At 44.5% G+C, this 26,407-nt stretch carries 22 protein-coding genes and 1 other RNA gene; 12 read left to right on the top strand and 11 right to left on the bottom strand.

Annotation, left to right across the window (positions count from 1 at the left end; translation table 11 throughout):
• Window positions 1-426: 426 nt before the first annotated feature.
• Both ACBR23_RS23645 and ACBR23_RS23650 read right to left on the bottom strand, forming a co-directional pair.
• Window positions 427-2,244 carry a CapA family protein gene (locus ACBR23_RS23645; protein WP_371120575.1) on the bottom strand — a complete coding sequence of 606 codons (1,818 nt, stop codon included), beginning with the start codon at window positions 2,242-2,244 and terminating at the stop codon, window positions 427-429.
• A 284-nt stretch (window positions 2,245-2,528) separates the two neighbouring features.
• Window positions 2,529-5,420: a pentapeptide repeat-containing protein gene (locus tag ACBR23_RS23650; RefSeq protein WP_371120574.1), complete on the bottom strand. Its 2,892-nt coding sequence runs from the start codon at window positions 5,418-5,420 to the stop codon at window positions 2,529-2,531.
• Window positions 5,421-5,734: 314 nt separating this feature from the next.
• Between ACBR23_RS23650 and ACBR23_RS23655 the strand changes: the two genes are divergently transcribed.
• From ACBR23_RS23655 to folB, 4 genes are all read left to right on the top strand, one after another.
• Window positions 5,735-6,901 carry a HEAT repeat domain-containing protein gene (locus ACBR23_RS23655; protein WP_371120573.1) on the top strand — a complete coding sequence of 389 codons (1,167 nt, stop codon included), beginning with the start codon at window positions 5,735-5,737 and terminating at the stop codon, window positions 6,899-6,901.
• A 332-nt stretch (window positions 6,902-7,233) separates the two neighbouring features.
• On the top strand, window positions 7,234-7,995 hold the full coding sequence (gene map, locus ACBR23_RS23660) for a type I methionyl aminopeptidase (RefSeq protein WP_371120572.1): 762 nt from the start codon (window positions 7,234-7,236) through the stop codon (window positions 7,993-7,995).
• A 268-nt stretch (window positions 7,996-8,263) separates the two neighbouring features.
• Window positions 8,264-9,628 (top strand): protein kinase, encoded by a 1,365-nt coding sequence (locus ACBR23_RS23665; protein ID WP_371120571.1) that lies wholly within the window; start codon window positions 8,264-8,266, stop codon window positions 9,626-9,628.
• Window positions 9,629-9,891: 263 nt separating this feature from the next.
• On the top strand, window positions 9,892-10,248 hold the full coding sequence (folB, locus tag ACBR23_RS23670; RefSeq protein WP_340521455.1) for a dihydroneopterin aldolase: 357 nt from the start codon (window positions 9,892-9,894) through the stop codon (window positions 10,246-10,248).
• A 110-nt stretch (window positions 10,249-10,358) separates the two neighbouring features.
• Here the strand turns inward: folB and nuoK are convergent, their stop codons facing one another.
• On the bottom strand, window positions 10,359-10,664 hold the full coding sequence (gene nuoK, locus ACBR23_RS23675) for an NADH-quinone oxidoreductase subunit NuoK (protein WP_341734163.1): 306 nt from the start codon (window positions 10,662-10,664) through the stop codon (window positions 10,359-10,361).
• Between nuoK and ACBR23_RS23680 the strand changes: the two genes are divergently transcribed.
• Window positions 10,659-10,994, top strand: a complete 336-nt coding sequence (locus ACBR23_RS23680) for a hypothetical protein (RefSeq protein WP_371120570.1) — start codon at window positions 10,659-10,661, stop codon at window positions 10,992-10,994. The genes nuoK and ACBR23_RS23680 overlap by 6 nt on opposite strands.
• 140 nt (window positions 10,995-11,134) lie before the next feature.
• Here ACBR23_RS23680 and ACBR23_RS23685 read toward each other — a convergent pair whose 3' ends face one another.
• The 5 genes from ACBR23_RS23685 to ACBR23_RS23705 all read right to left on the bottom strand — a co-directional run bounded on the left by ACBR23_RS23685 (window position 11,135) and on the right by ACBR23_RS23705 (window position 16,648).
• Window positions 11,135-11,773 carry an NADH-quinone oxidoreductase subunit J gene (locus ACBR23_RS23685; RefSeq protein ID WP_371120569.1) on the bottom strand — a complete coding sequence of 213 codons (639 nt, stop codon included), beginning with the start codon at window positions 11,771-11,773 and terminating at the stop codon, window positions 11,135-11,137.
• Between the two features lie 174 nt (window positions 11,774-11,947).
• Window positions 11,948-12,523 (bottom strand): NAD(P)H-quinone oxidoreductase subunit I, encoded by a 576-nt coding sequence (gene ndhI, locus ACBR23_RS23690; protein WP_341734128.1) that lies wholly within the window; start codon window positions 12,521-12,523, stop codon window positions 11,948-11,950.
• Window positions 12,524-12,629: 106 nt separating this feature from the next.
• Complete coding sequence (nuoH, locus tag ACBR23_RS23695; protein WP_371117554.1) at window positions 12,630-13,748, bottom strand: NADH-quinone oxidoreductase subunit NuoH; 1,119 nt, start codon at window positions 13,746-13,748, stop codon at window positions 12,630-12,632.
• Between the two features lie 421 nt (window positions 13,749-14,169).
• Window positions 14,170-14,560, bottom strand: a transfer-messenger RNA (tmRNA) gene (ssrA, locus tag ACBR23_RS23700).
• A gap of 276 nt (window positions 14,561-14,836) precedes the next feature.
• Complete coding sequence (locus tag ACBR23_RS23705; protein WP_371120568.1) at window positions 14,837-16,648, bottom strand: serine/threonine protein kinase; 1,812 nt, start codon at window positions 16,646-16,648, stop codon at window positions 14,837-14,839.
• A gap of 142 nt (window positions 16,649-16,790) precedes the next feature.
• Here ACBR23_RS23705 and ACBR23_RS23710 point away from each other — a divergent pair, with 142 nt between their 5' ends.
• Window positions 16,791-17,174, top strand: coding sequence for a hypothetical protein (locus ACBR23_RS23710; RefSeq protein WP_340521445.1), 384 nt, complete (start codon window positions 16,791-16,793; stop codon window positions 17,172-17,174).
• Between the two features lie 56 nt (window positions 17,175-17,230).
• Entirely contained in the window at window positions 17,231-18,277 is a 1,047-nt protein-coding gene (locus tag ACBR23_RS23715; RefSeq protein WP_371120576.1) for a folate-binding protein YgfZ, read from the top strand.
• A 127-nt stretch (window positions 18,278-18,404) separates the two neighbouring features.
• Here the strand turns inward: ACBR23_RS23715 and ACBR23_RS23720 are convergent, their stop codons facing one another.
• Window positions 18,405-18,911: a hypothetical protein gene (locus ACBR23_RS23720; RefSeq protein WP_371120567.1), complete on the bottom strand. Its 507-nt coding sequence runs from the start codon at window positions 18,909-18,911 to the stop codon at window positions 18,405-18,407.
• Between the two features lie 138 nt (window positions 18,912-19,049).
• Between ACBR23_RS23720 and ACBR23_RS23725 the strand changes: the two genes are divergently transcribed.
• From ACBR23_RS23725 to ACBR23_RS23740, 4 genes are all read left to right on the top strand, one after another.
• Window positions 19,050-19,292, top strand: coding sequence for a hypothetical protein (locus ACBR23_RS23725; protein WP_340521440.1), 243 nt, complete (start codon window positions 19,050-19,052; stop codon window positions 19,290-19,292).
• Between the two features lie 75 nt (window positions 19,293-19,367).
• Window positions 19,368-20,450, top strand: coding sequence for an ATP-dependent 6-phosphofructokinase (locus ACBR23_RS23730; RefSeq protein ID WP_371120566.1), 1,083 nt, complete (start codon window positions 19,368-19,370; stop codon window positions 20,448-20,450).
• Between the two features lie 220 nt (window positions 20,451-20,670).
• Entirely contained in the window at window positions 20,671-22,119 is a 1,449-nt protein-coding gene (locus ACBR23_RS23735) for a YcjF family protein (protein ID WP_371120565.1), read from the top strand.
• A gap of 525 nt (window positions 22,120-22,644) precedes the next feature.
• Complete coding sequence (locus ACBR23_RS23740) at window positions 22,645-24,087, top strand: DUF697 domain-containing protein (RefSeq protein WP_371120564.1); 1,443 nt, start codon at window positions 22,645-22,647, stop codon at window positions 24,085-24,087.
• An 11-nt stretch (window positions 24,088-24,098) separates the two neighbouring features.
• On the opposite strand, the gene ACBR23_RS23745 is transcribed toward ACBR23_RS23740, so the two are convergent.
• Together ACBR23_RS23745 and ACBR23_RS23750 are read right to left on the bottom strand one after the other, a co-directional pair.
• Window positions 24,099-24,788, bottom strand: a complete 690-nt coding sequence (locus tag ACBR23_RS23745; RefSeq protein ID WP_371120563.1) for a hypothetical protein — start codon at window positions 24,786-24,788, stop codon at window positions 24,099-24,101.
• 139 nt (window positions 24,789-24,927) lie between these two features.
• On the bottom strand, window positions 24,928-25,770 hold the full coding sequence (locus tag ACBR23_RS23750) for a TlyA family RNA methyltransferase (RefSeq protein WP_371117552.1): 843 nt from the start codon (window positions 25,768-25,770) through the stop codon (window positions 24,928-24,930).
• 301 nt (window positions 25,771-26,071) lie between these two features.
• Here ACBR23_RS23750 and ACBR23_RS23755 point away from each other — a divergent pair, with 301 nt between their 5' ends.
• On the top strand, window positions 26,072-26,269 hold the full coding sequence (locus ACBR23_RS23755; RefSeq protein ID WP_371117553.1) for a hypothetical protein: 198 nt from the start codon (window positions 26,072-26,074) through the stop codon (window positions 26,267-26,269).
• Window positions 26,270-26,407 lie beyond the last annotated feature (138 nt).

Consider the following 26,407-nt stretch of genomic DNA (forward strand, 5'->3'; position numbering starts at 1 on the left):
CATCCACCTGCCCACTGCTCAAAGCTACGCTTTGAGATTGTGAACAAGTGGAATCCTCGTCTCACGCGCCTTTCATCCCACACCAACCGAAGCGGTATGGTGTGGGGATTCCCGTCTGTCAAGCTAATATTCCGATCCCCCTCGCATCCCAACCCCCCCCCTGCCCCCCCCAAGGGGGGATGCGGAAAGGGGGACTTTGAAAGCGCTCTTGTCCCCCCCCCTGCCCCCCCAAGGGGGGATGCGGAAAGGGGGACTTTGAAAGCGCTCTTGTCCCCCCCCTGCCCCCCCAAGGGGGGATGCGGAAAGGGGGACTTTGAAAGCGCTCTTGTCCCCCCCCCTGCCCCCCCAAGGGGGGATCAAATTCTATGCAGCCTCACAAAAAATTGGTATAAGCCCTAATCATGTATGGGCAAATTCCACCATCAACTATTTACTCTGCTTCACAATTTGTCCCTCATCGCCAATACTCAAACCAGCATTAGGAAAATCGCTTTTTGTCAGACGCCGAATCAACTTCACACTCCTAAAATCATCATCCAAAGACGGAATACCCTGGCCATTAAGTGCGATCGGAATAATCTTACCAGATACAAAATCACCTTGCGGATTCATCTTCACATCCAAAATCAGAGATTTACCCAATTCTCCCACAGTTGACAAAGTACGATAGCCCATAAAATTGCCCAGCGAATAAGCAATCAATTTCCCCTTATACAGTTCCATCGCCCTCGCAACATGGGGCCCGTGTCCCAAAATCAAATCCGCACCCGCATCAATCATTGTTCGCGAAAACAAAACCATATTTCCCCGGTTTTCACCAGCAAAAAATTCATTTTTATTTCGCACATTCAAAGCCCCCGTTCCTTCCGCACCAGCATGAACAGATATCACCACAATATCAGCCTTTTGCTTAGCTTTTTTGACAATTTCCGCCCCAGCCTTTAGTTCCAATAACGAATTGTGAACTTCGCCGTAGTTGCTAAAACCGATAAAAGCAAAATTCACACCTTTGACATTTTTATAGACAATTTGGTCTCTTTTACCAACGGCTTTCATCCCATTGCTGTCAATGTTTTTAATCGTATCCTTAAATCCCTGCTCGTTAAAATCGTAGGAATGATTGTTGGCAATATTCAAAATATTAAAACCAGCATCTTTCAAGATTTTTGCATAACTCGGAGGTGTCCGAAAGGCAAACAGCATACCTCCGCCGCCTCCTTTCGAGCTGTAAGGATGATCGGTCATCGTGCTTTCAAAATTGCCAAATAGAATATCAGCTCCTTTCAACTGCGGTTTAACCGACTCAAATAAAACCTCCTTTTTTTGAGGTAACTTGTTGTAGGGAAAATTCGTACCGGGGATAATATCCCCCACTGCTTTGATGCTGACAGTTGCGGGTGCTGTGACGGTTTTTAGGGCTGCTACGGGCGGTGTTTTTGGAGTGGGGATGGCTTGGGGATTTGGTGATGGGGAGTCTATCGATCGCACTTCCGGTACCTCCGCCTGGGGTATTTCAGTCTCAGTAGCAGCGGTGCTTGGCGATTTGTAAAGTTGAGTAGCTAGAACAATCCCAGATATCGGCACTAAAATTAGACTCAAACCAGCCATGTAAAGCCAAGGTTTTTGATGCTTAGTTTTGCTGCTGACAAGCTGTTGTTCTTGCGGTGGATTCTTTGGTTTTTCTGTTGTAATTACAGGTGGTTTTGGTGCAGCTAGTTCGGTGATTTGAGGATTCTTTGGTTTTTCAGTGGTAACTACAGGTGGTTTTGGTGCAGCTAGTTCGGTGATTTGAGGATTTTTTGGTTTTTCAGTGGTAACTACAGGTGGTTTTGGTGCTGTTTGCTCGGTGATTTGAGGAGCAGCAATTTTGACATTTTGATTTGGTTCAACCTTTTGTAAAACCGCAGTAATTCGGGCAGCCCCTGTAACTGCTGGTGGGGAATTCAATGGTTTGGTTAATTCGACATTCTGAGTCCAAGCTGGCAATTCCTCACCATTTTGTCGCCCGTAAATTGTCAGGGAGTAAATATGATTTGGTTGCAGTCTCTGCAAGCCTTTGACTGCTACTCGGATGCAAGCATCTTGGGCGGGTAATTTTTCACCTTCGAGCAACAGATGCAAGGTGTTGTTTTCGCGACTGGCTTTAGCGGTGACTCCAAAGCTTTGGAGTGCTTGAGAGATCAAAAATGCGATCGCCTTAGCATCGCCTTCTTTGGCTAAATTTACAATATCTTGTTGGCTCACAAATGCCTCTACTCTCACACTAAAAATTTAGGTTAATTTTATACCAAAATTACACCATATAGCAATCCTAAATCATTTGTGAATTTCTTACTCCCTCCCCTTAATAAGGGGAGGGTTGGGGTGGGGTAAAAAACTTTACGACTCCTGCAAGGACTGCTATATCAGTAAATAAATCAGTTCTGGAGGCACGGGGGGTCAAAAACCCGGTTTCTGCGTCAATATCTCTCGGATAAAGCGACGATTTTTGAAAGAAACCGGGTTTTTTGCGTCCAGGAATGTAAATATTAATCGATCGCCCAAACGCTTCCATCCGGCATGATTGTCCCACTCAAACGAACATCAGTCAAGTCCACACCTTCCAGATTAGCACCTTGCAAATCTGCACCACTCAAATTAGCCTTAGTCAGAATAGCACATCTTAAATCTGCATTTGTCAACTGAGCCTCGCTTAAATCCGCACGGCTTAAATTAGCTTGATTTAACTTAACATTATTTAAAAAAGCCCCCACTAACTTGGCTTTTTTCAAACTAGCACCGCTCAAATTAGCACCATTCAAATCAGCAATAATCAACCTTGTACCATCTAAATTAGCATTTTGCAAATCTGCACCAATCAACTTAGCATTAACCAAATTAGCTCGTTGCAAATTTACACCAACTAAATCCGATCCCGATAAATTTACGCCCTGAAAATTTCTCCCTCCCGCTGCATATCTAGCCACCAAATCTCCCGCATCTGTAACACTAATATTTCTCTGATGGTGCTGTTTCCAAATAAAAGTAAAACTATCGCCACTCTGCATGACTCGCCACATTTCATCATACATGGGGTATGCACCAGTCCCGCTCAATTTGAGCCAACCTTTTGACCGAGTTAAGGCTACAAATAATTGGTTTCGCAAACTCAAATTACTTTCATTTTTAGCAATGGAGTCAAAACCAACCAGATAAACCATATCAGCTTCATTTCCCTTAGCACGGTGAATTCGAGATACCGTGACTCCGCCTTCGCACCAAAAGCGATCGGGCTGAGAGTTGGCTTTATTTACTTTCAATAGATTGCAACTTGGGGTACTGGGAATGTAAATATCAATTCCTTGCTTCATTAAAAAATTAGCAGTATAAGTTTCGAGTTCCATAGCTTCAAAGCCCGCACCTAAAATAATCACTAAGATTTCCCTGGATGGCCTCAAACCGTCCACTTTGAGATTGTATAAAATATCTTCAGCTAGAGCCGTTAATTCTTCTTGACGAGAGCGGTATGCTTCAAACTCTAAAACCGGATTTAACCACAATTTAGGCACTAAATTCGGAGAGTTATGAGCAGGGCGGTAAATAGTAAATTTTTTAGTAAATTGATACTGATTATTTTTGACTTTTGGTGTATTTATTTCCGATTCTCGATCGACAACTACCTCGTAGCCGATCGCCTTCCAATCTTCCACGCGAGTAATACCAGTCAGCATTCCCCCCCGTCGCAACAAACCCATACCAATTCCGTGAGCAGCAGTTAAAATTGGGCCGGGAACGCGGTAACATTTTTGCATAATCTCAGTCTTTTTGATACCGTCGCTGTACTCGCCATTTACCAAATGCCCTAACTCTTCACCAAATAATTTGCTAGCGGTGGGAATCTCTAGACATTCCAAACTTTGTGCTTCATCGTAAGCCCAAATTAAACGGCGCAAATCTCGACCCCCCCCAACCCCCCCTTGTAAAGGGGGGGAGAAATTCTCGAATGTTTTTAGCTGATTAGCACCCCCTTCTCGATCGGGGTAGGTTGGGGGAATATTTACTAGGCGTAGAGCTTGATAAGCCATCCAAAAAAAGGGCTGTTTTCCTTCTATATTAAAATTTGCGGCAACCATTAAGTCTTGAGATTCGTCAATTAGAATAGCATCAAAAATTTGGGGTATATTAGCAGATTTTAGCAAGTGGCGACAGACATAGGCTAAAGCTTGACTTGGTTCCTGAAAATCTATGTCACCAACAGTCAAACGTCCCACTCCCGCAGCGCGACAAATTGTACTGTAAAGTCCGGGCCTGTCTTGTCCACCCCAAGCATGGAGCGGACGCAATTTTTGATTATTATTAGCATCATAGCCAATTTCACCATTGCTAAAACGGCGGAGCCACTTATCTAACTGTGCGACAATCTGCTCGTACAAACTGCGAGAAAAAAAGACCAAGGCAATATCCCAATCGGGGTATTTTAAGTGCATCAGAGCTGCTTTTTGGCAGAGCACAACTGTTTTGCCAGAACCTGCAATTCCCCGAATTCGCTGCGGCCCTGGAGGAATCTGTTTGCCGATGCGTTCTTGTTGCAAATCTAGTTGGGAAAACTGTTGCTGTAAATTAGCTAAAACTGCTGCACGGGTTGTATAATTTGGCAGAGGGGAAGAAATTAAATTTGTTGGTGGTGCTGGTTGCTGCTGATTGAAAAAAAATCGTCTTGGTCGTGGTTTAAAAATAGGAGTTCCCCCAATTACAGCTAGCAGTAACTGCCACTGTTCCCGGTTTAATTGGCTTCCTTTAAAAACACAAGCTGTATTTTTAATAAATTCAATTAGATGGGGAGTATGGGGAATAGATAATTGAGGATTGCCGGGTGAGGAAATGACAAAATTTTGGGCTGTTCCTGGTTTTTCGATTCCACCAATTATTGTTTGTCCTGAATTTCCCTGGAGGTGATCGTGAAAAAGGATCGGCGGATTGCTCGGAAGCTTGTTAAACTCTTTATTATGCCACTGTTGCTGAGAAATTGACGGTAAGGCAACGATCGCCCGCCCGCTGACTTTGCCCCGCAAAGCTGTTTCGCGATCGCAGTAACCAAGCAGGGCGTATAGTTGATGCTCTGCTTGCTGATAGGGGTTGCCCCCAGTAGTATAAAAATGTTGGAAATCCCATCTATGACCAGATATGGCGACAATTTGGTCGATCGCGATCGCTTTGACCTCAATGATAGTTAAACCCAGTTCAAAATCAGCAATTAGAATATCAGGTTCTTTGCGAAAATTTCCACAGGAAGAAAAAATAGGATATCGCCAATAGGCAATGCAATCGCGATCGGCAAAAGCCTCGCAAACGGCATCCCAAACCTTTTTTTCTGCCGTTTCTCCGGTTTTTCCTAGTGGCTCAGTCGCAATAAATTTTCGAGATTGTGCTGCTTTACCCACGAGAGTCCCAGTACCTGTTTACGATAATTAATTCAATGACTTAACCGGCAAGGAGGCAATTGTGTCAACTAAAGACAGACTTTTAAAGTGCGATCGAAAAAACAGCAAAAGTCTTGCATTCCCAATTTTTCTTTCCTTCTGTCTGCTGCCGAAAGCCTTGTGCCTTCCTTGAGGCAATCTCAAACCATTATTTTTTCATAATCTGGGGCTATTTCTGAATTAGTTGAGCCCATAGCAGCTAGGATCGAGCTAGCTCAAGGTTGCAGCTAAAGCCTGTCATGTGGCATTGCCTCTAAAAAACCCGGTTGAGTCTTATGGCGTACTACCGATTCACTTTACTTTTATTTACCTGTATTGCCTGTCTGGGGGCAGCCTTCAGTCCCGATGGGGACGGACGTAAAAACGCCGTCAATGTGTCCTACCGCGATGCTTCTCCAGAAATTGCTCAGGCGAACTCCCCCTCGGACACTCGCCCCGACTCCAAGACTCCAAAACCATCTCCAGGAACCGATAGAAGCAAATCTCAACCCTCTAAAACCCAAAAATCTAATTCCAAACTCCCCAAATCAATCTCGAATTTAATGGTCATTTTGTCTCGCCAGCGAGGGTTGTTAATCTTGGGTGTGGCTGCCATTGTCATCACGGCAGCGGCAGTATTTATCATGCTCAAATTAGTGGGTAGTGACGAGTCAAGTAATTCTAGGCGAAAACGGGGTAGATTCGAGCGCCACCAACCAAGAAATACTCAATTCAAAACTCCCGAATCTCCCACAAAGCTCAACGAAACTAGACCACGAGGCATTTATTTGGGAATCAAAAAAACCACACCAGTATTGCCCGATGGTTCTGATTTCTCGAAAGGCTACAATCCAGACAGTAGAGAAACGGAGGAAAAAGGAAGTGAAGGCGATCGAATCAATTCCGAGGCCTTATATGTAGAGACTAACAGCAACGGCTTATACAGTGACACAGATTTGAATCTTTCCCCAAAGAGCAATCTTGCCGATTCCCTAGCCCCTCTTACCAAAAATATTTTCCTTACAGAAAATGATGAGAGAAGTCAAGTTGATATTATTGAATTATTGATTGAAGATTTGCAGCACCTCAATCCAGAGCGACGGCGTAAGGCAATCTGGGAACTGGGGCAACATGGAGATTCCAGAGCTATTAAGCCACTGGTAGATCTGCTAGCAAATTCTGACTCTAACCAGTACAGCTTAGTCTTGGCAACTCTCTCGGAAATAGGCGTTCGCACTCTCAAGCCGATGAATAATGCTTGGTCAATATCCTTACAAAATCAAAACCCAGAAGTACGTAAAAATGCAATTCGTGATTTGACACGTATCTATGAATTGGTGAATCAAATTACTTACTTATTGCATTATGCTACTGACGATCCCGATCCCGAAGTTCAGGAAACAGCCCGCTGGGCAATTAATCAGTTGAGTTTCATGCGTCCTCGTTCTGGGAAGGATAGTTAATGATTTGTTACCCTCGAAATTATTCATCTCTCTATTCTCTAATATTGCTAAATAATTGCACAAGCGCCACCATAAAATAGAAGTAGTAGCACCTTTGCCAATTATGGGCAAAATACAGGATGAGGATGATTGGCAAAAAAATTGTGCAGATTACCCCGATGCTCCGGTAGAATATTTAAGGTTTCTGACCACAACCGAAGTACAAAAACAAATCCGAGGGTGTCCATGTCCACCATTGTTGATGAGAACACCCTGGATGGAAGCTTTCGGAAAAGTCCCCTTTGAGTTAAATTAACTTTTACTCAACTACAAAAACCACAAAAAAAATAACTATGGCCACGGAACGTTTAGTGTTGTTATCTAGTAGAGAAATAGAAAAAATGCGCCAAGCAGGCCGCTTAGCAGCACAGCTTCTACTACATCTCGAACCAATGGTTAAGCCCGGTGTCAGCACTTTAGCAATTAATGACGAAGCCGAACGTTGGACTTTGGCACATGGCGCAAAAAGTGCTCCGTTAGGTTATAAAGGATTTCCTAAGTCTCTCTGCGCTAGTGTAAATCAAGTAGTATGTCATGGCATCCCAAATGCCAAACAAATTTTGAGAGAAGGGGACATTATTAATATTGATGTAACGCCTTTAGTTGATGGTTATCATGGCGATACTTCCAAAACTTTTTTTGTTGGGAAACCTTCGCCCGTTGCGAAAAGATTAGTGGAAGTAACCGAGGAATGTTTGAGAAGAGGAATTGCGGAAGTTAAACCCGGTGCTCGTACTGGCGACATCGGCGCAGCGATTCAAGAGTATGCAGAAGCACAGGGCTTTTCAGTAGTCCGAAATTTTGCCGGGCACGGTGTCCATCGAGTGTTTCATACGGAACCGGAAATTCTGCACTATGGGAAACGGGGGACTGGAAAAAAGTTGAGACAAGGGATGGTTTTTACCATTGAACCTATGATTAATGAGGGTACTTGGGAAGTTGAAATTCTCGCCGATGGTTGGACTGCTGTGACTCAAGATGGAAAGCTTTCGGCTCAATTTGAACACACTTTGGCGGTGACTGATTCTGGGGTAGAAATTCTGACGTTACTTTAGAATTGATTAACCAACAGGACTTACGCATTTTAATGGTTTGGTGAGGCTCTGAGATACTTCTGTTCCTTGGCCAAACTCACGACTCGGAATGACACATAGCAACCGCCAAAGCTGTTAAGGCGCTTTGGCTACTGCTATAAATCTTAAGCAAAGTGTTTATTTTCCTTAATCAAAAAAAGCGATCGCCCTTGCTTCTCGCCTTGGTCCGCACATTTGGCTACAATTAAGCTATACTGAGCTCCCCAACTCGAACAAATTTCAGTTGTCTATGTCTAACTCCTCCCTCCTCACCCCAGGTTCAACTCTCGAAAAACGCTACCGAATTATCCGCGAATTAGGCCGCGGTGGCTTCGGGCGTACTTACCTCGCCGAAGATATCAACCGCTACCACGAACCTTGCGTACTCAAAGAGTTTTCTCCGGTGATTCACAGCCCCAAAGCGGCGGAATTATTCGATCGCGAATCGAGTATCCTTTACAACCTCCAACACCCCCAAATTCCGCGCTTTCGAGAACTTCTGCGAACCGATATCGCCGGGAATCAATGTTTATTTTTAGTCCAAGATTATATCCCTGGTCAAACCTACGAAGCAATACTGATAGCGCGTCAGCAACAAGGTAAAAATTTTAACGAAGCTGAAGTTACTCAACTGCTATTTCAGATTTTGCCAATTCTAGAATACATCCACTCGAAAAATTTAATTCACCGCGATATTTCCCCGGACAATATTATTCAACATGATGTTGACAAATTACCATTTTTAATTGATTTCGGTTCTGTCAAACAAATCGCAGCTACTGCTGTATTCCAGTTTAAAGGACAATCGGATACGGCGATCGGCAAACAGGGTTATTCGCCCATGGAACAGATGCGACAGGGTAAAGTGTCTCCGGCTAGCGATTTGTATGCTTTGGCTGTCACTGCTTTAGTCTTGCTGACAGGGAAAAAGCCTCAGAAATTGTACGATGTTAATCAAAAAACTTGGGATTGGCGATCGCACGTCAGTGTCAGTCAAAATCTCGGTACTGTATTGGATCGGATGTTAGCAGACAATGCGGGCGATCGCTATCAGTCTGCAAAAGAAGTCCGCGAAGCACTCAAAGATCCAAAATTATCTCAAACTAGCAGCATCATCTCCCAAATGGTGACAATGAACTTTGTCGGCCGCCCTTTCAAAAACAGCACTCAAACCCCTACCAGCAATCATACTCCTGTTGTGCAAAATCCTCAAGTTGTTAATATCAACATTTTCAAATTAATTCCTTGGAAAACCTTAGCGAGTTTAAGTGTGGTTTTATTACCAGGAATGCTCGCTTTTAGTGTAGTTAAGTCTGGTTTCACCTTTCCTAAGTTGCCTGATTTACCGAAATTTTCTTCCCGCCACCAACCACCGGATACATCCTTAGAGCCAGCAGAAATAATTCGTCAAGAAAAAATTGGCCAACGACGTAAAAATCTCAAAATTGATAAAGATATATTCTATCAAAAAGTTGATGAATTATATTACAATAAATATCCCGAATTAAAAGGTCGTAGCTTGACAGATAAGCCAGAAGATGCAGAAATTAGGCAGAAATGGTGTGAAGTTGCTGAGGATTTTCTGGACAAGTTGGAGAAAGGAGGAACTTTTTGAAATTTAAGATAGAATAAGATTTATTTAACCACAGAGGGCGCAGAGGACGCAGAGGGAACAGGAAGAGGCGGCAAAGAAAGAGAGGGAAGAGAAAGATAACTTTTTTGAAATTTAAGATAGAATAAGATTTATTTAACCACAGAGGGCGCAGAGGGCGCAGAGGGAAGAGGAAGAGTAGCAAAGGAAAGAGAGGGAAGAGAAAGATAACTTTATCTGCTTTAATACAAATTTGTATAGGCAACGCACTTTTAGTTTATTGCACAATGGATTCTATTCAACTTACAGGCATTCGCTGTTACGGATATACTGGCTATCTGCCCGAAGAACAGGTTTTGGGGCAGTGGTTTGAAGTGGATGTTACTCTCTGGCTGGATTTATCGCAAGCTGGAAAAAGTGATGATATTGAACATACTCTCGATTACCGCAGTGCGATTACTCTGATCCAAAACCTAGTCAAAGAATCTAAGTTTTTGTTGATCGAACGTCTAGCAGATACCATCGCCCAAGCGCTTTTACAACTACCGTTAGTGGATAAAGTCAAGTTACAACTCTCAAAACCAGCAGCCCCTATCCCTGATTTTGGTGGCAGAATTACTCTCGAAATTACTCGAAGTCATTAGTCATTAGTCATTCGTTATTAGTCATTCGTTAGTTGGCTGTTGGCTATTGGCAGTAGTCAGTTATGATTCAACCAATAACTAATGACTAATGACTGATGACTACTGACTAATTACCACTTCAGCAAATTAAATGCTTCCATGTCTACGGTATTACGGTTGCGATAAATCGCTAACACAATTGCTAAACCTACCGCAGCTTCCGCAGCAGCTACCGTGACTACAAATACGGTAAATACTTGACCTTTAATGTGCACTGGGTCTAGATAATTAGAGAAACCCATCAAATTCAGATTGACGGCATTTAGCATTAGCTCGATCGACATCAACACCCGCACTGCATTTCGGCTAGTAATCAAACCGTAAATACCAATGCAGAAAAGTGCGGCGGCTAATAACAGGAAATACTGGAGTTGCAGTTGCATAAATTTAAAGAAGAAGGAAGAAGGAAGAAGGAAGAAGGAAGAAGGAATAAGGAAGAAGGAATAAGGAAGAAGGAAGAAGGAAGAAGAAAGAAGAAAGAAGGAATAAGGAAGAAGGAAATTAACTGGTTCCTAGGCTCTGCCTGGGAACCAATTTCTTTCTTGCTCTGCCTCGCTTCTAACTGGTTCCTAGGCTCTGCCTGGGAACCAATTTCTTTCTTGCTCTGCCTCGCTTCTAACTGGTTCCTAGGCTCTGCCTGGGAACCGATTTCTTTCTTGCTCTGCCTCGCTTCTTCAACCTTCCTTCTTAGTTTCATGAAAATTTGAGGCAGAGCCTCTGGATCTGCGTTACCAGGCAGAGCCTGGGAACGAGTTATTTGAGGCAGAGCCTCTGGATCTGCGTTCCCAGGCAGAGCCTGGGAACGAGTTACTACTTGCGTTACCAGGCAGAGCCTGGGAACGAGTTACTACTTCTTAGATTTCTTAGATTCTGGTAAAGAAGTATCTCCGGCTGCTACTAATTCACGAGGTCTTTCTGGCAAACTAAAAGCTGGTGTTTCAGATAGTTTGTTAGAGGGCAATTCATCGACGAAGAAATCGCGGCGGGCTAACACAATTGCTCCTACCATTGCCATTAACAAAAACACTGATGCTAACTCGAAAGGTAGCAAATAGTCTGTAAAGAAGTGTTTGGCGATCGTCACGATCGAACTTTCGGCTGGTGCGCCCGTCGTGGCGACAATCGCCCAAGGAGTAGACAGCACCATTGTGCTCAACAGCGCAAACAAACCTACGCAAACTACTGCTGTTGCTAGTTGACGCACCCAAGCATTAGGAATATTCCGAAAATCTTCCCGCTTGTTCACCAACATAATCGCAAACAAAATCAAGACGTTAACAGCACCAACGTAAATCAATACTTGGGCTGCTGCTACAAAGTCGGCATTTAGCAACAGGTACAAACCAGCAATACTGGTAAATACCCCACACAGCAAAAAAGCTGAGTAAACGATGTTGGAGAATAGCACTACTCCTAATGCTCCTCCAATCATCATTACGGACAGTATGCCAAATGAAACAATTTGAACCCCTTCAGCTAGATTCACAATCTTTAATCCTTTGTTAATTGGGCATTAGGTATTGGGCATTGGGCATTGGGCATTGGTAATTGGTAATTGGTAATTGGTAATTGGTAATTTTTGGTTCCCCGCGAGTCATTTGTCAGCGATTCGCCATTCCCCATTCGCCATTGGCCATTCCCTATGCCCCATTCCCATTACTTATTTTTCGATAATTTCCTCTGGACGAAGACCTGCACGCCGATCGCTGCTGGAAACTTCATGGGGGTCCATTGCACCTTTGGGCAAATAAGCAAATTCCCGCAACGGTGTCACCATCGGATCGTCTGAAACCTTGTAGGGTAGACGTCCCAAGGCCACGTTGTCATAATTCAACTCATGACGTTCGTAGGCTGCTAACTCGTACTCTTCTGTCATCGACAAACAATTAGTCGGACAATATTCCACACAATTGCCGCAGAAGATACACACCCCAAAATCGATACTGTAGTGCTTGAGTTGTTTCTTCTTAGTTTCTTTGTTAAATTCCCAATCCACTACAGGTAAGTTGATCGGACATACCCGAACGCAGACTTCGCAGGCGATGCACTTGTCAAATTCAAAGTGAATTCTGCCCCGAAAACGTTCGGAAGGAATCAGTTTTTCGTAAGGATACTGCACCGTAACCGGCCGACGCCTCATGTGGTCAAAAGTAACCGATAACCCTTGACCGATATACTTAGCAGCTTGAAAAGTTTCTTTGGCGTATTCGCCTACTTGATTGAGGAATTTTAGCATCGTTTTCTCTCTCTGTACTTAAGTTTTTGGTAATTGCTAATTGATAATAGGTAAGGATAGTTAACAGCTAATTGACCTTAGCTATTAGCTGTTTACCTATTACGAATTAACCGCCAAAAGCAAAGGGAAAGGCAAGTTTCAAAGCTGCGGTCAATAGTAAATTAACTAGAGCAACGGGAAGCAAAAACTTCCATCCCAAATTGAGCAATTGGTCAATCCGAACTCGTGGCAGAGTCCAGCGGAGCAGAACTGCCAGAAACAGGAAAAAGTAGGCTTTGATCATGGTCATCGTAATGCCCAGCAAGCCGGTAATTACCTGCAACCAAGGAGTATTTTCGCTGACTCCTAGGGCATTGGTCAGCACTCCGACGGGAATCGGACACTCCCAGCCACCGAGGTACAAAACGGCTACTAGCAGGCAAGAAAGGACGAGGTTAACGTAGGAAGCGATGTAGTATAAAGCAAATTTCATGCCTGTATACTCAGTCTGATATCCTGCTACCAATTCTTCTTCTGCTTCTGGAAGGTCAAAGGGTAAACGTTCGCATTCTGCGAGTGCTGCTACCCAGAAAATCAGGAATCCCGCAGGTTGTCGCCAGATATTCCAGCCGACGATGCCGTAGCCTGCTTGTTGATGTACGATGTCGATCGTACTCAGGCTATTGGACATCATCACCACTGCCAATACTGCCAAAGCTAGGGGTATTTCGTAGCTAAGGGATTGAGCAGCGGCTCTGAGTCCTCCGAGGAGGGCGTATTTGTTGTTAGAAGCATAGCCGGACATCAGCAAGCCGATCGGCTGAATGCTAGAGAGGGCAATCCACAGAAATATTGCTGTCCCCATATCGGCGATCAGCATATGCTCTCCGAAGGGCACGATTAAGTAGGAGAGAAAAACTGGGATCACTACAATTACCGGGCCCAGGGTAAACAGCAGGGGGTCAGCTTTTGCGGGTACGATGTCTTCTTTGAATACCAATTTTAGACCGTCAGCAACGGGTGCTAGGACTCCCAAAGGGCCGATAAATTCCGGGCCAATCCGCTGTTGAGCCGCCGCCGAAATTTTCCGTTCTAGCCAGACGCTAGTGAGTACCCCGAAGACGGCACCGACAACCATCAGTACCATTGGCAGTGGTAGCCAAAGCACTTGGGCGATGTCCGCAGGTAAGCCCAAATTCATGAGGGCTTCTACAAAACTTCCTTGTAAGTCAATTCCTGGGTTCATGTTTCCAGATGAATGAGCGATCGCATATATTTTTGCACCCACCCTTAGTAGGAGTACGCTGGGAGAGTAGGTATTTGTAAAGATTTTTAATGCTTTACCGCATATCAGTATATCGCCCGACAGGCTACAAGAACGGATGGAGGGGGTGAAATTCTAGTTATTTGATCCCCCAGCTTAGCTAATGGGTTGGTAACTTATGGTTGAGTGTTGAGTGTTTCTGGGGAAAGACCAAAGAAACCGGGTTTTTATGCGTTTCTGCGTGGTGTAACGAAGTTTTGTGGCAAAAACCCGTTTTCTGACTACCTATGCTTAGAGCAACATATACGCCAAACAAAAGGGCAGAGAGTTAACTCTCTGCCCTTTTTTGATGCTTTAAAGTAACTTTCAAATGGTTTAAACCATTGATTTTACGCTACTTTTTTTATGGAACTGGGCAGAATCGAACTGCCGTCCAAAGCGGGTATTTACCTTCCGATCGTTCACAGGTTTATCCCCTCTGATCCTCGGGGCGGGAACCATCTTTATCCTAAATGGGAGGATTTTCTAGTGATTGCTTTCCCAGCGACGCGACTAGAAACGTTTAGCTAGGGCATCCGTTGGGGGTTGTTATGCTACCGTTAACGGAGTTAGGTGGCATACACTCTAAACCAAGCTCAAGAAGTTTTTAGGCTACAGCTACGGCTTTGCGAGCGAAAGGAACGATGTTGTTCGCATTTACTATTTTGTTTGAGCCGATATTTACGAGAGGAGACTCACTCTCGACCTGCATCACGGAGCAGCTTTCGCCACCCTGTCGAAACCATTACAGCCCCTCGTGTTAGCTTTTCTATTATAGACCAAGTTTTTGTATTACGTCAACTCGATTTTGGATTTTGGATTTTGGATTTTCGATTGGGGATTTTAGAAACCGGGTTTTTATGGGTTTCTGGGAGTTGTGACGCATATTCTGGCAAAAACCCGGTTTCTGATTACCAGTGCGTCAGTCCGATCGCATAAAACCTAAGAAACCGGGTTTTTATGGGTTTCTGGGAGTTGTGGCGCATATTCTGGCAAAAACCCGGTTTCTGACCACCCGTGCGTAATTCCTATTAATGCAAGTTTTCGTCCCAGACGCCGATGTAAATTCGATCGCGCTCATTACGTTCGATCGCACCTTTAAGCGCACCCTTCCTAAAAGTAAACCGACTTTTCCGGCGCTGATGCACGTCTCGGAAGCCTTCCATGACTTTCTCATCGGCCCCCCCCAACATCCCGTTTAACGCGGTTTTCACTACCAAATCGTCCACAGATTGAGCAAAAGAACCCTCTGTTTGGACTAGCTGGCCGGAATCGCGATCGTAAATGTAGCCGAGAGTAATCCGATTGGGGACCAAATCGTAAAGTGCTGTACGAGTATTGGGCCAATAGCCTTTACGTTGAGTGTCTGTTGGTTTTCCCAGTTGCTCTAAAATCTGACTTTCCGGCGTGCCCACGGCAAAACCAGGCACTCTGGGGATTTTTTGATAACTGGTTGCTGGTTGTTCTTGGGCGGGTGTTGGTGTGGCGATCGCTCCCTCGGCCCCTTGGTTTTCAACAGGTTTTTCCGTTGGTTTGGGTGACTCCGCTACAGGAGAAGGTTTGGGTGACTCCGCCACAGGAGAAGGTTTTGGCGTTGGAGTTTCTATCGCTGGCGCTGGAGTTTCTACCGCTGGCGGCGGAGTTTCTTTGGGTGTGGGAATTGCCACTGGTTGGGGAGTTGGAGTTTTTCGCCGAGGTTTCGGAGTTGCTTCGGGTGTGGGAATTGGCGAAGGGCGATCAGGCGTACTTGTTTCTGCGGGGGGAGAAGTCCGATTTTCCTGGGCTATGGGTGCGGGTCGATCGGACTGGCGATCAAGCAAAATCCTCGCTATACCCACAAATCCTGCGAAAATAAGGGCGATCGCCACCAACCCCAAAATCCACCAAATTTTGCTTTCCCCAGCCCCAGAAGGCACGACAGCAGGCGCTGTTCTCGCTCCCGCAGGCATCTGAGGCCCGTGTCCCGGCATCACTGCCAGCGTCGGCCCGGTAACGGACACCGGGGAATTCCGTAGCAGCGACAGCCACTCATCCACAGTACCAGGGCGATTTTCAGCCTCTAAAGTCATCCCTCGCATCACCGCTTGACTGATGGCCGCACTTAGCTGAGGCTGTAAATCGCGGGGTGTAGCCATCGGCTGACTGGGGCGAAAAACTGCCGGCATCGGCACCTGTGCTGTCAGCAAAGTATAAAGCGTCGCGGCTAGAGCGTAAACATCTGTTGCGGGGGTGTATTTTCCTTGGGCGAAATACTGTTCTGGCGGTGCGTAGCCATCGGACACCATATTGGTATGACTTTGGGTGACACCGGGAGTAAACTCGCGGGCTATGCCAAAATCAATTAACACAACTTCCTGGGTGTTTTGGCGCAGAATAATGTTTTGTGGTTTGATATCTCGGTGCAGCAAATTCTTTTGATGAACTGCCTTCAAAGCCGCGCCAATCTGCTGTATGTATATAATGGCGACTGCTTCTGGAAGCGGTCTATTTGGCTGCACGACATCCCCCAAGTTCTGCCCTGGAATGTAGTCCATTACCATGTAAGGGCGATCGTCTTCGACAAAGAAATCGCTGACTCGGACTATATTGGGATGAACGCAGGAAGCTAAACGTCTGGCTTCGTCTTGAAATTTGCGATCGAACTCGGCAAAATTGGGTTGCTGTCGCAGAGATTCGTTGAGGGTTTTGATGACTACAAATTGTCCTAAATAGCGGTGAGTTGCTCTGAAGGTAATCCCAAAGCCGCCTCTTCCCAATTCTTGTTCGAGGGTGTATTTTCCACCCTGTAAGCTTTTGCCGATTAACGCATCCATAGATCCAGGCGATCGCATACCAAATAACATGGCTGATTATGGCACGTCTTGTTGATGCCATCCCCACTTTTCTGATAAATCGGGGATGTGCCCATTTTACCGATTTTCAGCAAAGTTGGCACTCGATGTTAGAAAATTAAATTATTGATTTTCTTTTTTAGAATCCTGATATATGAAGCCGAAAATAACTACCCCGATCGCATGGCAGCAAGCTGAACTGCTAATGCAGCCCGCCTTGATTCGAGTCCTCGACAATATCCGCAAACAACTAGAAGATTCTGTTTGGACAGGGACTTATCAAGAAGTACAAACTCCTTTTCCTGGCTATAAACTGATTTTAGAGCGTCAAGGGGAGCAAAGGTCGATCGATATTTGGGAACTTTGTTATCGAGTCTGTTTTGTTGACTACCAACCAGCCCACTCCGAGATCCAAAGTCAGGAAGTTGAAATTGACACTTTTTTGATTGAGGAGGATACTGGCGATGTAGATTGGAATCGTCTTGATGCCAAGGCCAGCCAATTAATACAGGAAATCTTCGCTAATTTAGCTAATTAGTCCGTAGTTGTTAGTCATTAGTTTTAGTAACCGTCAACCGTCAACCACCTCTTATGCTGATTCAAGAATTGCACGATATCCAAACATCTTTCGGTGCTATCTTTGGCGAATTAACAACCACAGAAACAGTCCCCGTTAGTTTTGCTAATGATGCCGCCGCCATCACCGCCACCAAAGAAAGTGTAGCGCTGTGCGATCGCACTCACTGGGGACGCCTACAAATTTCCGATAGCGATCGCCTACGGTTTTTGCACAATCAAAGTACCAATAATATCAATAAACTCCAACCCGGTCAAGGCTGCGACACTGTGTTTGTGACTTCCACCGCCCGGACGATTGACCTCGCCACAGCTTATGCTACAGAAGATGCTTTGTTGATCTTAGTTTCTCCCAACCGTCGCCGACAATTGCTAGAATTACTCGATCGCTATATTTTCCCCATGGATCGGGTAAAATTAGCAGATTTGACTGATACCACCGTGGCTTTCAGTGCGATGGGTCCTGAAAGCAGCAAATTACTAGAAAAACTGGGAGTTAGCGAACTAGAAAACTTACCTAATGCCAGTCACAAATTGATAAAATTAGCTGGGATAGAAGTTCGAGTTGCTATGGGTAGTGGGTTAGCATCTCCCGGATACACCTTAATTGCCGCAGCCACGGATGCAGCTAAATTGTGGCATGAATTAGTGCAAGCAGGGGCCGTACCCATGGGCGATCGAGTCTGGGAACAACTGCGAATCGAACAAGGCCGCCCCGCCGCAGATTTTGAGCTTACAGATGACTACAATCCCCTAGAAGCAAGACTGTTACACACCATTACCTATGACAAAGGCTGCTACATCGGTCAAGAAACAATTGCTAGATTGAACACCTACAAAGGAGTCAAACAACAACTTTGGGGCATCCAACTCAGCGGTGCTGTTGAACCGGGAACCGTAGTCACTATTGAAGAGGAAAAAGTAGGCAAAATTACCAGTGTTACAGAAACACAATCTGGCTTTTTTGGTCTGGCTTATATCCGCACCAAAGCTGGTGGTGCAGGATTGAAAGTCCAGGTAGGAGAAATTGTCGGAGAAGTAGTAAATGTGCCTTTTTTAAGTTGATAGTTCCCGGAATCAGGCATCCTGATTAGACAAATTTCAATCATTGTGTAGGGTGCGTCGCTATGAGATTTTAGATGCAATTTGCAGATTGAATAGTGGCGACGCACCAGAGGATTAACTAAAATCCTTATTTGGCAGATTTTGAGGCTTTGTTTTCAGATTCAGGAGATTGCAAAGCTTCGTCTAAAATTGCGCGGGCTGACTCTGCTTTACTCCTAGCTTCTCGATAGCGGACATTAGCTTGGGCGAAGTTTTTGAGCACCTTGAAACCGTCTTTGAGATTGGTGATTTCCTCAGCACTTACAGCCTCATCTGTAAACAAAATGTCGATCGCCGCCCGGATTTTCAGGGCTTCTTCGCGGGATTCCATGACTTTCAATTTGAGACTTGCCAAATTGCTCAAAATCTGTATTGCTTCGGTAATCGCATCCTCGGTTTCAGATGTCGCATCTTCCATATCTTTAACTTCCACAAACTGTTTTGGGCCAAATCCTTCTTGGAGCTCTGTAGGTAGCTTGTCAGAGTCGATGAGCTGCATAAGCTGATCCATAGCTTCTTCGCGGGCTTTGGCTGAATCTTTCCCTTTAACAGTTAAAATAGTTTCGGGGCTTTGAGGAAGTGTATAGCGAACCATATTTTGACAGCCTTTGTGCGACAACAATTAATGATATTTTATCTTGATTCGTTCGTCAGTTGCAGCTATCACTCCTGAGAAAAGCCAAATCGGTTTTCAAAAGTTAACAGACATATACTCACAAGGAACACTAATATAATGAAAGAGAAATTTATGAACTGGCTGAACATAGTTTTAGTGGCTGACGTATTTTTCGTCTTTGCTAGCTTTGCTTGGTTTGCGATCGCAGTATTAGGTAGATCGACCGGTGTGAATCTCGGTTTCGATCTGTGGTACAGTCTCTGGCAGCCTGTATTTAATCCCGCCCTAGGAATTCTCATGGGAGGCGCTATTCTGAGTGGTATCATTAACCAAGTTTCTAAGCGTCTCAATCCCAAGTAAAATTGATGTCTAGCTCGAACATCTGGTCAAAGTAGTCCTTCGGCTAACTTCCTTCTCCCTTCTAAATTATCAACTATGGGACAACAAAAGTGCATCGGCATCCTTACCAGTGGGGGTGACTGTGCAGGTTTAAATGCAGTGATTCGAGCCGTTGTGTACCGCGCAACAGCAACTTACAATTGGAAGGTGATGGGAATTCGTCAGGCCACTAATGGCTTAATGAGTCGTCCCCCTCAAGCCATTCCTTTGGATATTGAAAAAGTAGACGATTGGCGGACTATTGGCGGTACGATGCTAGGGACGACTAATGAGGGTAATCCTTTTGCATATCCCATGTCCGATGGGACTTTGCGCGATCGCTCTGATGATATTATCGAAGGCTATCATCTACTCGGTTTAGATGCCCTAATTGGCATTGGTGGCGATGGTAGTCTAGCTATTCTCAGGAAGATTGCTCAACAAGGCAAGTTGAACTTAGTTGCTATTCCTAAAACTATTGATAATGATGTCGGCATTACCGAGCGTTCCATCGGGTTTGATACTGCTGTTAATATTGCCACTGAAGCACTAGACCGCTTGCATTTTACCGCAGCAAGTCACAGTCGCGTCATGATTATTGAAGTCATGGGACGCGATGCGGGACATATTGCGATTAGTGCGGGCATTGCTGGGGGCGCTGATATCATTTTGATTCCCGAAATTCCTTACACAATTTCCAAAATTTGTGCCAAAATTCAAGAACGTCAATCACAGGGAAAAAACTACTGTTTAATTGTAGTAGCTGAGGCAGTTCGCACTGAAGCAGGGGAATTAGTGATGCAAACAAATCGATTAGGTCAAAGTCGGTTGGGTGGTATCGGTCAGTATTTAGCCGATCAAATTTCTGACTGTAGTGGCGCAGAAACTCGCGTTACTGTTTTGGGACACATTCAACGAGGAGGAACGCCTTCACCGCTAGAAAGATTAATTGCTTCGGCTTTTGGAGTAGCAGCAGTTGATTTAATTGCTGAAGAAAAATACGATTGCATGGTATCTTGGCAAAAAAGGGAAGTTGTTAGCGTTCCCTTGGAAGATGCGATCGCCAAATACAGAGCAGTAGAGCTCGATGGTACTCTGGTGAAAACAGCCCGTGGTTTGGAAATTTGCCTGGGAGACTAGAAAATCAGTAACCGAATTTTCCCAAATTAAGCAGTGGTTAAGTCCCTGCTGAGCAGCCAGACTTGTTTAATTGCTATGGTTGCTCGATTTTTTTTAATCAAAAACTTAACTCGGCGATCGCGTCGGGTATTTCAAAATGTCTTGAGGTACGATGGAATCTAGGGGGAATGCCAAGCCCGGTAAAGTTAAGCTTGGCGGGAATACCCACAGGAAGGGAAAAATGACACTTAACTTGCGGCGACCGGTTTTAATTGGCGGAATCGGACTCTCAGCAGCACTCTGGCTGTTAGAAAGTCTACAGCACTCGGTTTCAGAAATGGGCGAAACGGCACTCATCGGCTTGGTGGCCGCTAGCGCCGGATATTGGTGGTGGCAGCGACAATCGCCTACACTAGAATTTCCACTCCCCGAAGCCCTGGCCAACAGGGAAGCAGCCTTAAAGGCGATCGGGGCGGCAGAAAGCTCGATTAATTTGCTGGCTTCTGAAGCTCAAATATCCGAATCTCCAGCTATGCTTAAAGCACAGCTCGATCGACTCACAGCCGAATTAGATAGACCAGATTTGAGAATTAGTGTCACTGGCGGCAAAGCAGTAGGCAAAAGTACCTTAATTCAAGTTTTAAATTCTGACTGGACATCCCAACAGCCCCAAAAGCTAACTTTCCAGGAAACAACCCCGCTATTTACTAGCACCAATGCCGATGCTAAAATCAGCGATGATTTGGTGCTGTTTGTGACAGCAGGCGACATTACCGATTCGGAATTTCAAGTATTATCTCAGCTAGTTTTCGCAGGTCAACGTTTCTTGCTAGTTTGGAACAAACAAGACCAATATTTGCCAGCACAGCAGTCCCAAATTTTGCATTCTTTGCAGGAAAAAATGGACGGCCTACTGCCGAAAGAAGATATAATTGCGATCGCAGCGAACCCTAATTCCCTGAAAGTGCGGCAGCATCAAGCTGATGGTACAATCAGCGAACGGATGGAAAATCCGGGAACTCAAATTCAGCCTTTGACGGCAAAACTGACGGAAATCTTAACCGCAGAAAGACAACAATTGGTGTGGGCTCATACAGTGCGGGGCGCTGGAAGTGTTAAACAGGAAGCAAAAACTTTATTAAATGCAGTCAGGCGCGATCGGGCAATGCCCATCATCGAGCAATATCAATATATCGCAGCCGCCGCCGTTTTTGCTAATCCCGTTGCAGCCTTAGACTTGTTAGCAACCACTGCCATCAGTACCCAACTTGTAATCGATCTCGGCACTATTTATCAGCAAAAGTTTTCCCTAGACCAAGCTAAGACAGTAGCGGCAACTTTGGCTACCCAAATGTTGAAATTGGGATTAGTTGAATTGTCTACTCAAACTATTGCTGGATTGCTCAAAAGCAATGCTGTAACTTTTGTCGCTGGAGGCGCAGTGCAAGGAATTAGTGCAGCCTATTTTACTCGCATAGCTGGACTCAGTTTAGTGGAATATTTCCAAAGTCGAGAACTGGAAACTGCTGTAAATAGTAGTTTCAATATAGACCAGTTGACTAAAACTTTGCAAGCGGTATTTCAACAAAATCAGCAAGTTTCGTTCTTGCAATCTTTCATCAACCAAATGGCGAGTCGTCTGGCACCGCCAACATCTCAGCCCGAACCAGTTAATTCAGCTCTCAATTAAGTACAATATTATACCATTTTCATAAAGTCCTACTACAGATACAGATGTAGTTCTTAGCCCCCCCTTACCAAGGGGGGGTTGGGGGGGTAGATATGTAGCGCTACTTGATGAAATTGGTATTAGTCATATTTTGTACTGTTATTAGGAACAGGCTTTGCGGCTTGTTCCACACAAAAAAATTGTCCTTGTGGAACGTGCAACAGAGGTTATATCGTTGACTATTGTATGCTGATTATTTAACCACAGAGGGCGCAGAGAACACAGAGAGATATCTGAGACAATTGAATAATTCTGATGCAGATGGGAATTGATATATTTTTTATAGAGATTATATCGTTGACTGTTGTATTGTGATTATTTAACCACAGAGGGCGCAGAGAACACAGAGAGATATCTGAGACAAATGAGTAATTCTGATGCAGAATAAATTTAAAGTTTAGCAAATTATGAAAATTTGTACTAGAATGGATCGGAATATCTCTAGTTAGATACTCTATTATACTTGCTTAAAAAAGCCGATCGCCAATGGCTGATAAATCGATTCAAGACCATCGCTTATCCCTTGCCCGCGCCAGTTTGCGCCAATCCCTGGCGCGGTACTCTAACTTGCGCCCAAGCAAAAACAACTCAAATACAGAATTGGCAGCTACGCTACAAAATCAGTTAGATATCTTAAATTCTACCTCAGAAAAACTTAACCAAAATATCATTCGTATTGCTACCTTTGGTTTAGTCAGCCGTGGCAAGTCAGCCGTATTAAACGCGCTTTTAGGTAAAAAAATTCTGCAAACAGGCCCTCTCAACGGTGTGACTCAGTGGCCGCGTTCCGTGGCTTGGACAATTCCGGCTATTTCTGGCACAAAAGACCCAGAAAAAGTGCAAATAGAATTAATTGATACTCCAGGAATTGATGAAGTTGGTGGAGAAGTACGGGGCGATATGGCGAAGCAAGTCTCTCGCCAAGCTGACTTAATTTTGTTTGTTGTCGCTGGTGATATCACTCGCACTGAATATCAAGCACTGTGCGAATTACAAACAGCTCAAAAACCGCTAATTTTAGTTTTTAATAAAATAGACCTCTATCCAGAATTAGATAGGCAAACTATTTATAAAAGTTTGCAAAATCTCGGAAATAATAGCGAAGATTTAGCCGCCGATGGGGTGAAAGATCAAGCTGATAGTGAAAATTTATCCTCCAACAATCCCTCGCCTAAATCTACTAAAAATAATCACCCTAAATCCTTAGAAATAGTCATGGTAGCGGCGGAACCGGCACCGATGCAGGTGCGCATTGAATGGCCTGATGGGAGCATTACCCACGAGTGGGAGTCGCCGCCGCCGCAGATAGATGAGCTCAAACAGACTATTTTCACGATTCTTAACCGAGAAGGTCGATCGCTCCTCGCTCTCAATGCTTTAATGGAAGCTAGAGATGCAGAGGCAAATATTGCCCATCAAATTCTCAAATTGCGACATACCGAAGCCGAGGATTTAATCTGGCAATTTGCGAAATATAAAGCTTTGGCTGTGGGCTTAAATCCGATTGCTTTCCTCGATGTCATGGGAGCAACTGTCGCTGATTTAGCCTTAATTCGCTCTTTATCCAGACTTTACGGTTTACCCATGACTGGCTATGAAGCGGGGAAACTTTGGCAAACTATTTTTTCGAGTGCCGGTGGCGTACTTTTGGGAGAATTAGGTAGTAGTTTTTTGTTGGGATTCGGGAAAAGCGCGGCGATTGCTGCTCCCCAAATTGGCTTTTCTACTTTTGCAGGAGTTGCGGTAACTCAAGCTAGTTTAGCAGCTTACGGAACCTATGCTGTCGGTCGCGCCGCCCAAGTTTATTTAGAAAAAGGCTGCACTTGGGGCCCCTTGGGACAAGATACGGTAATTCAAGAAATTCTTGGTACCATCGAGCGTAATACAATTGTCCATCGCCTACAACAAGAGTTAAAAATTGGTAAGTAAAAATTAACCTCTTACCTTCGGGCAATGACCACACCTTGCCTAAAGTGGGCAATCGTAGCAATTACTGCTATACAAAAATAAAATATTCTAATCAGCCAAAAACAAATCAACATCGACCAAGAAACAATAGTGGGCGCAGCACCTGTTAACTGCACAAATCGGGAGTTAACTTTTTTTTCAAAGCTATCGAGGTCTTTCATCTGTGATTGAGTCGTAGGAATCACTGGAAACTGACCTGTATATAAATAATAACCAAAGAAACCGGGAACTCCTATCTGTTTTTTCAAAAATAAGTTAGTGATTTTCGTAGCTTCATCCGGCGATAATTTCTCCGACTCTTCAACTTTATCTAGCCAAGAATTGTAGCGAATTATCGGCGTACTCATGAACACAAAAGGAACTATCAAAATCAACAAAATAGCACTAACTTGGCGACCATATTCAGGTTTTAAAAGTCGGGTAGCCAAACCAAACCCCATGCCGATGAAAGCAAACACTAAGATATTTAATAATTCAATAACTTCGATGCCTCTCAACAAATCGCCGATAATAAAAATAGTATATAAAATTTTATCTGCCAACATCAGGGCGACAAATTTGATCAGCACTGAAATCCCCACAATCATCGCTGCACTAGCTATATAGCCGATAGCACCTAACAGGTACAAAAAAAGCGAACCAACTTGTTTGAATGACTGCATGAAATTATTAGTTAAGTGAAAGGTTAAAAAACCGATTTATCAGTGAACTCAAATTTTTTATTTCTCCCATCTAAAGTCGAAGGATCGCAGGAGGCAGAGGTCAACGAGTGCCACATCCGAAGGTTGCTAAATCTAAAATCTAAAATTTATCGATCAGTTCCCCCTTTGCACCCTGTGTCACTTCTGCGATCCTTTCTTTCATCACACTATCTTCCACAGCATTTTGCTCCGACTGCTGTTGACGATCGCTCCCCAACCATAAAAGATACTCGATATTGCCAGCCGGGCCAAGTAAAGGCGACCAAGTTAAGCCGCGTTGTTCCCATCCTAAAGCAGTGGCTGCTTTCCACACTTGGAAAATCGCATCGGCTTGGGTGGCGGAGTCTCGCACTACGCCTTTTTTCCCTACTCTCTCGCGCCCAACTTCAAACTGTGGCTTTACCAGCAACACGGCTTCTCGCGGTGGTGCTAACAACTCCCACAGCGCTGGTAAAACTTTATCCAGGGAAATAAACGACACATCTACTACTGCCAAATCTGCTCGCTGAGAGTCGCCATAGAGCTCTGTAGCCGTCATGTAGCGCAAATTGGTGCGTTCTTTCAAAATTACCCTCGGATCGTTCCGCAATCCCCAATCTGCTTGACCGTAACCCACATCTATCCCATAGACTTTGGCTGCGCCCGCTTGCAGCAAACAGTCGGTAAAACCCCCTGTGGAAATGCCGCCGTCGAGACAAATTCTATCTGTAACGGGAATCGCAAAAACTTCTAATGCTTTAGCTAATTTGTCGCCGCCTCTAGAAACGTAGCGCGATCGCTCTTTAATTTGAATTTGGGCTGAAATATCAACCTCTGTGCCCGGTTTGTCAACTACCTGCTGGTTGACTGCTACTTTTCCTGTGCGAATCAAAGCTTGAGCTTGTTGTCGGGAAGTACACAAATTTAGGTTGACTAATAAAGTGTCTAGTCGTTGTTTAGCCAAGGTTTTTAAGGTTTAAAGATCGGGTTAACAATAGTTTATTAGACATCTCCCAAACAACTGGTCAAAAGCCGTCAGGATCGGGACTAAACCAAAATCCTGTGAGGGGTGTTCCCCCTCACCCCTATTTTGGTGACTTCTATCACGGGGTGTGTCTAGTTTTATCACAGATATACCTTGGTACGATCGCACTGAAGCCTTGGTGACTAAAAGATGATGTAACCATAGGTCAAACCGTTACAAATCAAATGCTTTTGTCAACCAATGCCCTATTTTGGACTGATTAGACCTGCATCGCTCAACCATGAAAAACTTTAACTTCCCTATCAAAAATATCGACAATTGTCAAGAGAATCCTCTAGCATTTCTCAGTGGTAAGGTAGTTCATATTCTCTACCCTAATGGGGATGTAGAAGCAACAACAGTCGAACAGGTCGATCGTCGCCAAACAAAAATTCCCCTGGACAAATGTCTCGTCTGGGGACGTATCGGCGATTTTTAGTCCTTGAACAACGATCGCTACGCCTCTAATCGCCAATTAATTGGACAAACGTGGACTCAGCATACAAAAGAAAACCTTGGCACCTCAAAAGTGGTCATTCTTTTTGGCATACCTGCTGGCATCACAGGATAGAGGCTA

It is taken from the genome of Microcoleus sp., assembly GCF_041354475.1.
Taxonomy (GTDB): Bacteria; Cyanobacteriota; Cyanobacteriia; order Cyanobacteriales; family Microcoleaceae; genus Microcoleus.

What these genes read in the sequence shown, in the direction of transcription:
- nuoH (WP_371117554.1), bottom strand. Translation starts at nt 13,748, where the DNA reads ATGAACCCAGGAATTGACTTACAAGGAAGTTTTGTAGAAGCCCTCATG.
- ACBR23_RS23745 (WP_371120563.1), bottom strand. Translation starts at nt 24,788, where the DNA reads ATGCAGTCATTCAAACAAGTTGGTTCGCTTTTTTTGTACCTGTTAGGT.
- ACBR23_RS23655 (WP_371120573.1), top strand. Translation starts at nt 5,735, where the DNA reads ATGGCGTACTACCGATTCACTTTACTTTTATTTACCTGTATTGCCTGT.
- ACBR23_RS23730 (WP_371120566.1), top strand. Translation starts at nt 19,368, where the DNA reads ATGGGACAACAAAAGTGCATCGGCATCCTTACCAGTGGGGGTGACTGT.
- ACBR23_RS23735 (WP_371120565.1), top strand. Translation starts at nt 20,671, where the DNA reads ATGACACTTAACTTGCGGCGACCGGTTTTAATTGGCGGAATCGGACTC.
- ACBR23_RS23665 (WP_371120571.1), top strand. Translation starts at nt 8,264, where the DNA reads ATGTCTAACTCCTCCCTCCTCACCCCAGGTTCAACTCTCGAAAAACGC.
- ACBR23_RS23710 (WP_340521445.1), top strand. Translation starts at nt 16,791, where the DNA reads ATGAAGCCGAAAATAACTACCCCGATCGCATGGCAGCAAGCTGAACTG.
- ndhI (WP_341734128.1), bottom strand. Translation starts at nt 12,523, where the DNA reads ATGCTAAAATTCCTCAATCAAGTAGGCGAATACGCCAAAGAAACTTTT.
- ACBR23_RS23720 (WP_371120567.1), bottom strand. Translation starts at nt 18,911, where the DNA reads ATGGTTCGCTATACACTTCCTCAAAGCCCCGAAACTATTTTAACTGTT.
- ACBR23_RS23705 (WP_371120568.1), bottom strand. Translation starts at nt 16,648, where the DNA reads ATGTTATTTGGTATGCGATCGCCTGGATCTATGGATGCGTTAATCGGC.
- ACBR23_RS23725 (WP_340521440.1), top strand. Translation starts at nt 19,050, where the DNA reads ATGAAAGAGAAATTTATGAACTGGCTGAACATAGTTTTAGTGGCTGAC.
- ACBR23_RS23740 (WP_371120564.1), top strand. Translation starts at nt 22,645, where the DNA reads ATGGCTGATAAATCGATTCAAGACCATCGCTTATCCCTTGCCCGCGCC.
- map (WP_371120572.1), top strand. Translation starts at nt 7,234, where the DNA reads ATGGCCACGGAACGTTTAGTGTTGTTATCTAGTAGAGAAATAGAAAAA.
- folB (WP_340521455.1), top strand. Translation starts at nt 9,892, where the DNA reads ATGGATTCTATTCAACTTACAGGCATTCGCTGTTACGGATATACTGGC.
- ACBR23_RS23755 (WP_371117553.1), top strand. Translation starts at nt 26,072, where the DNA reads ATGAAAAACTTTAACTTCCCTATCAAAAATATCGACAATTGTCAAGAG.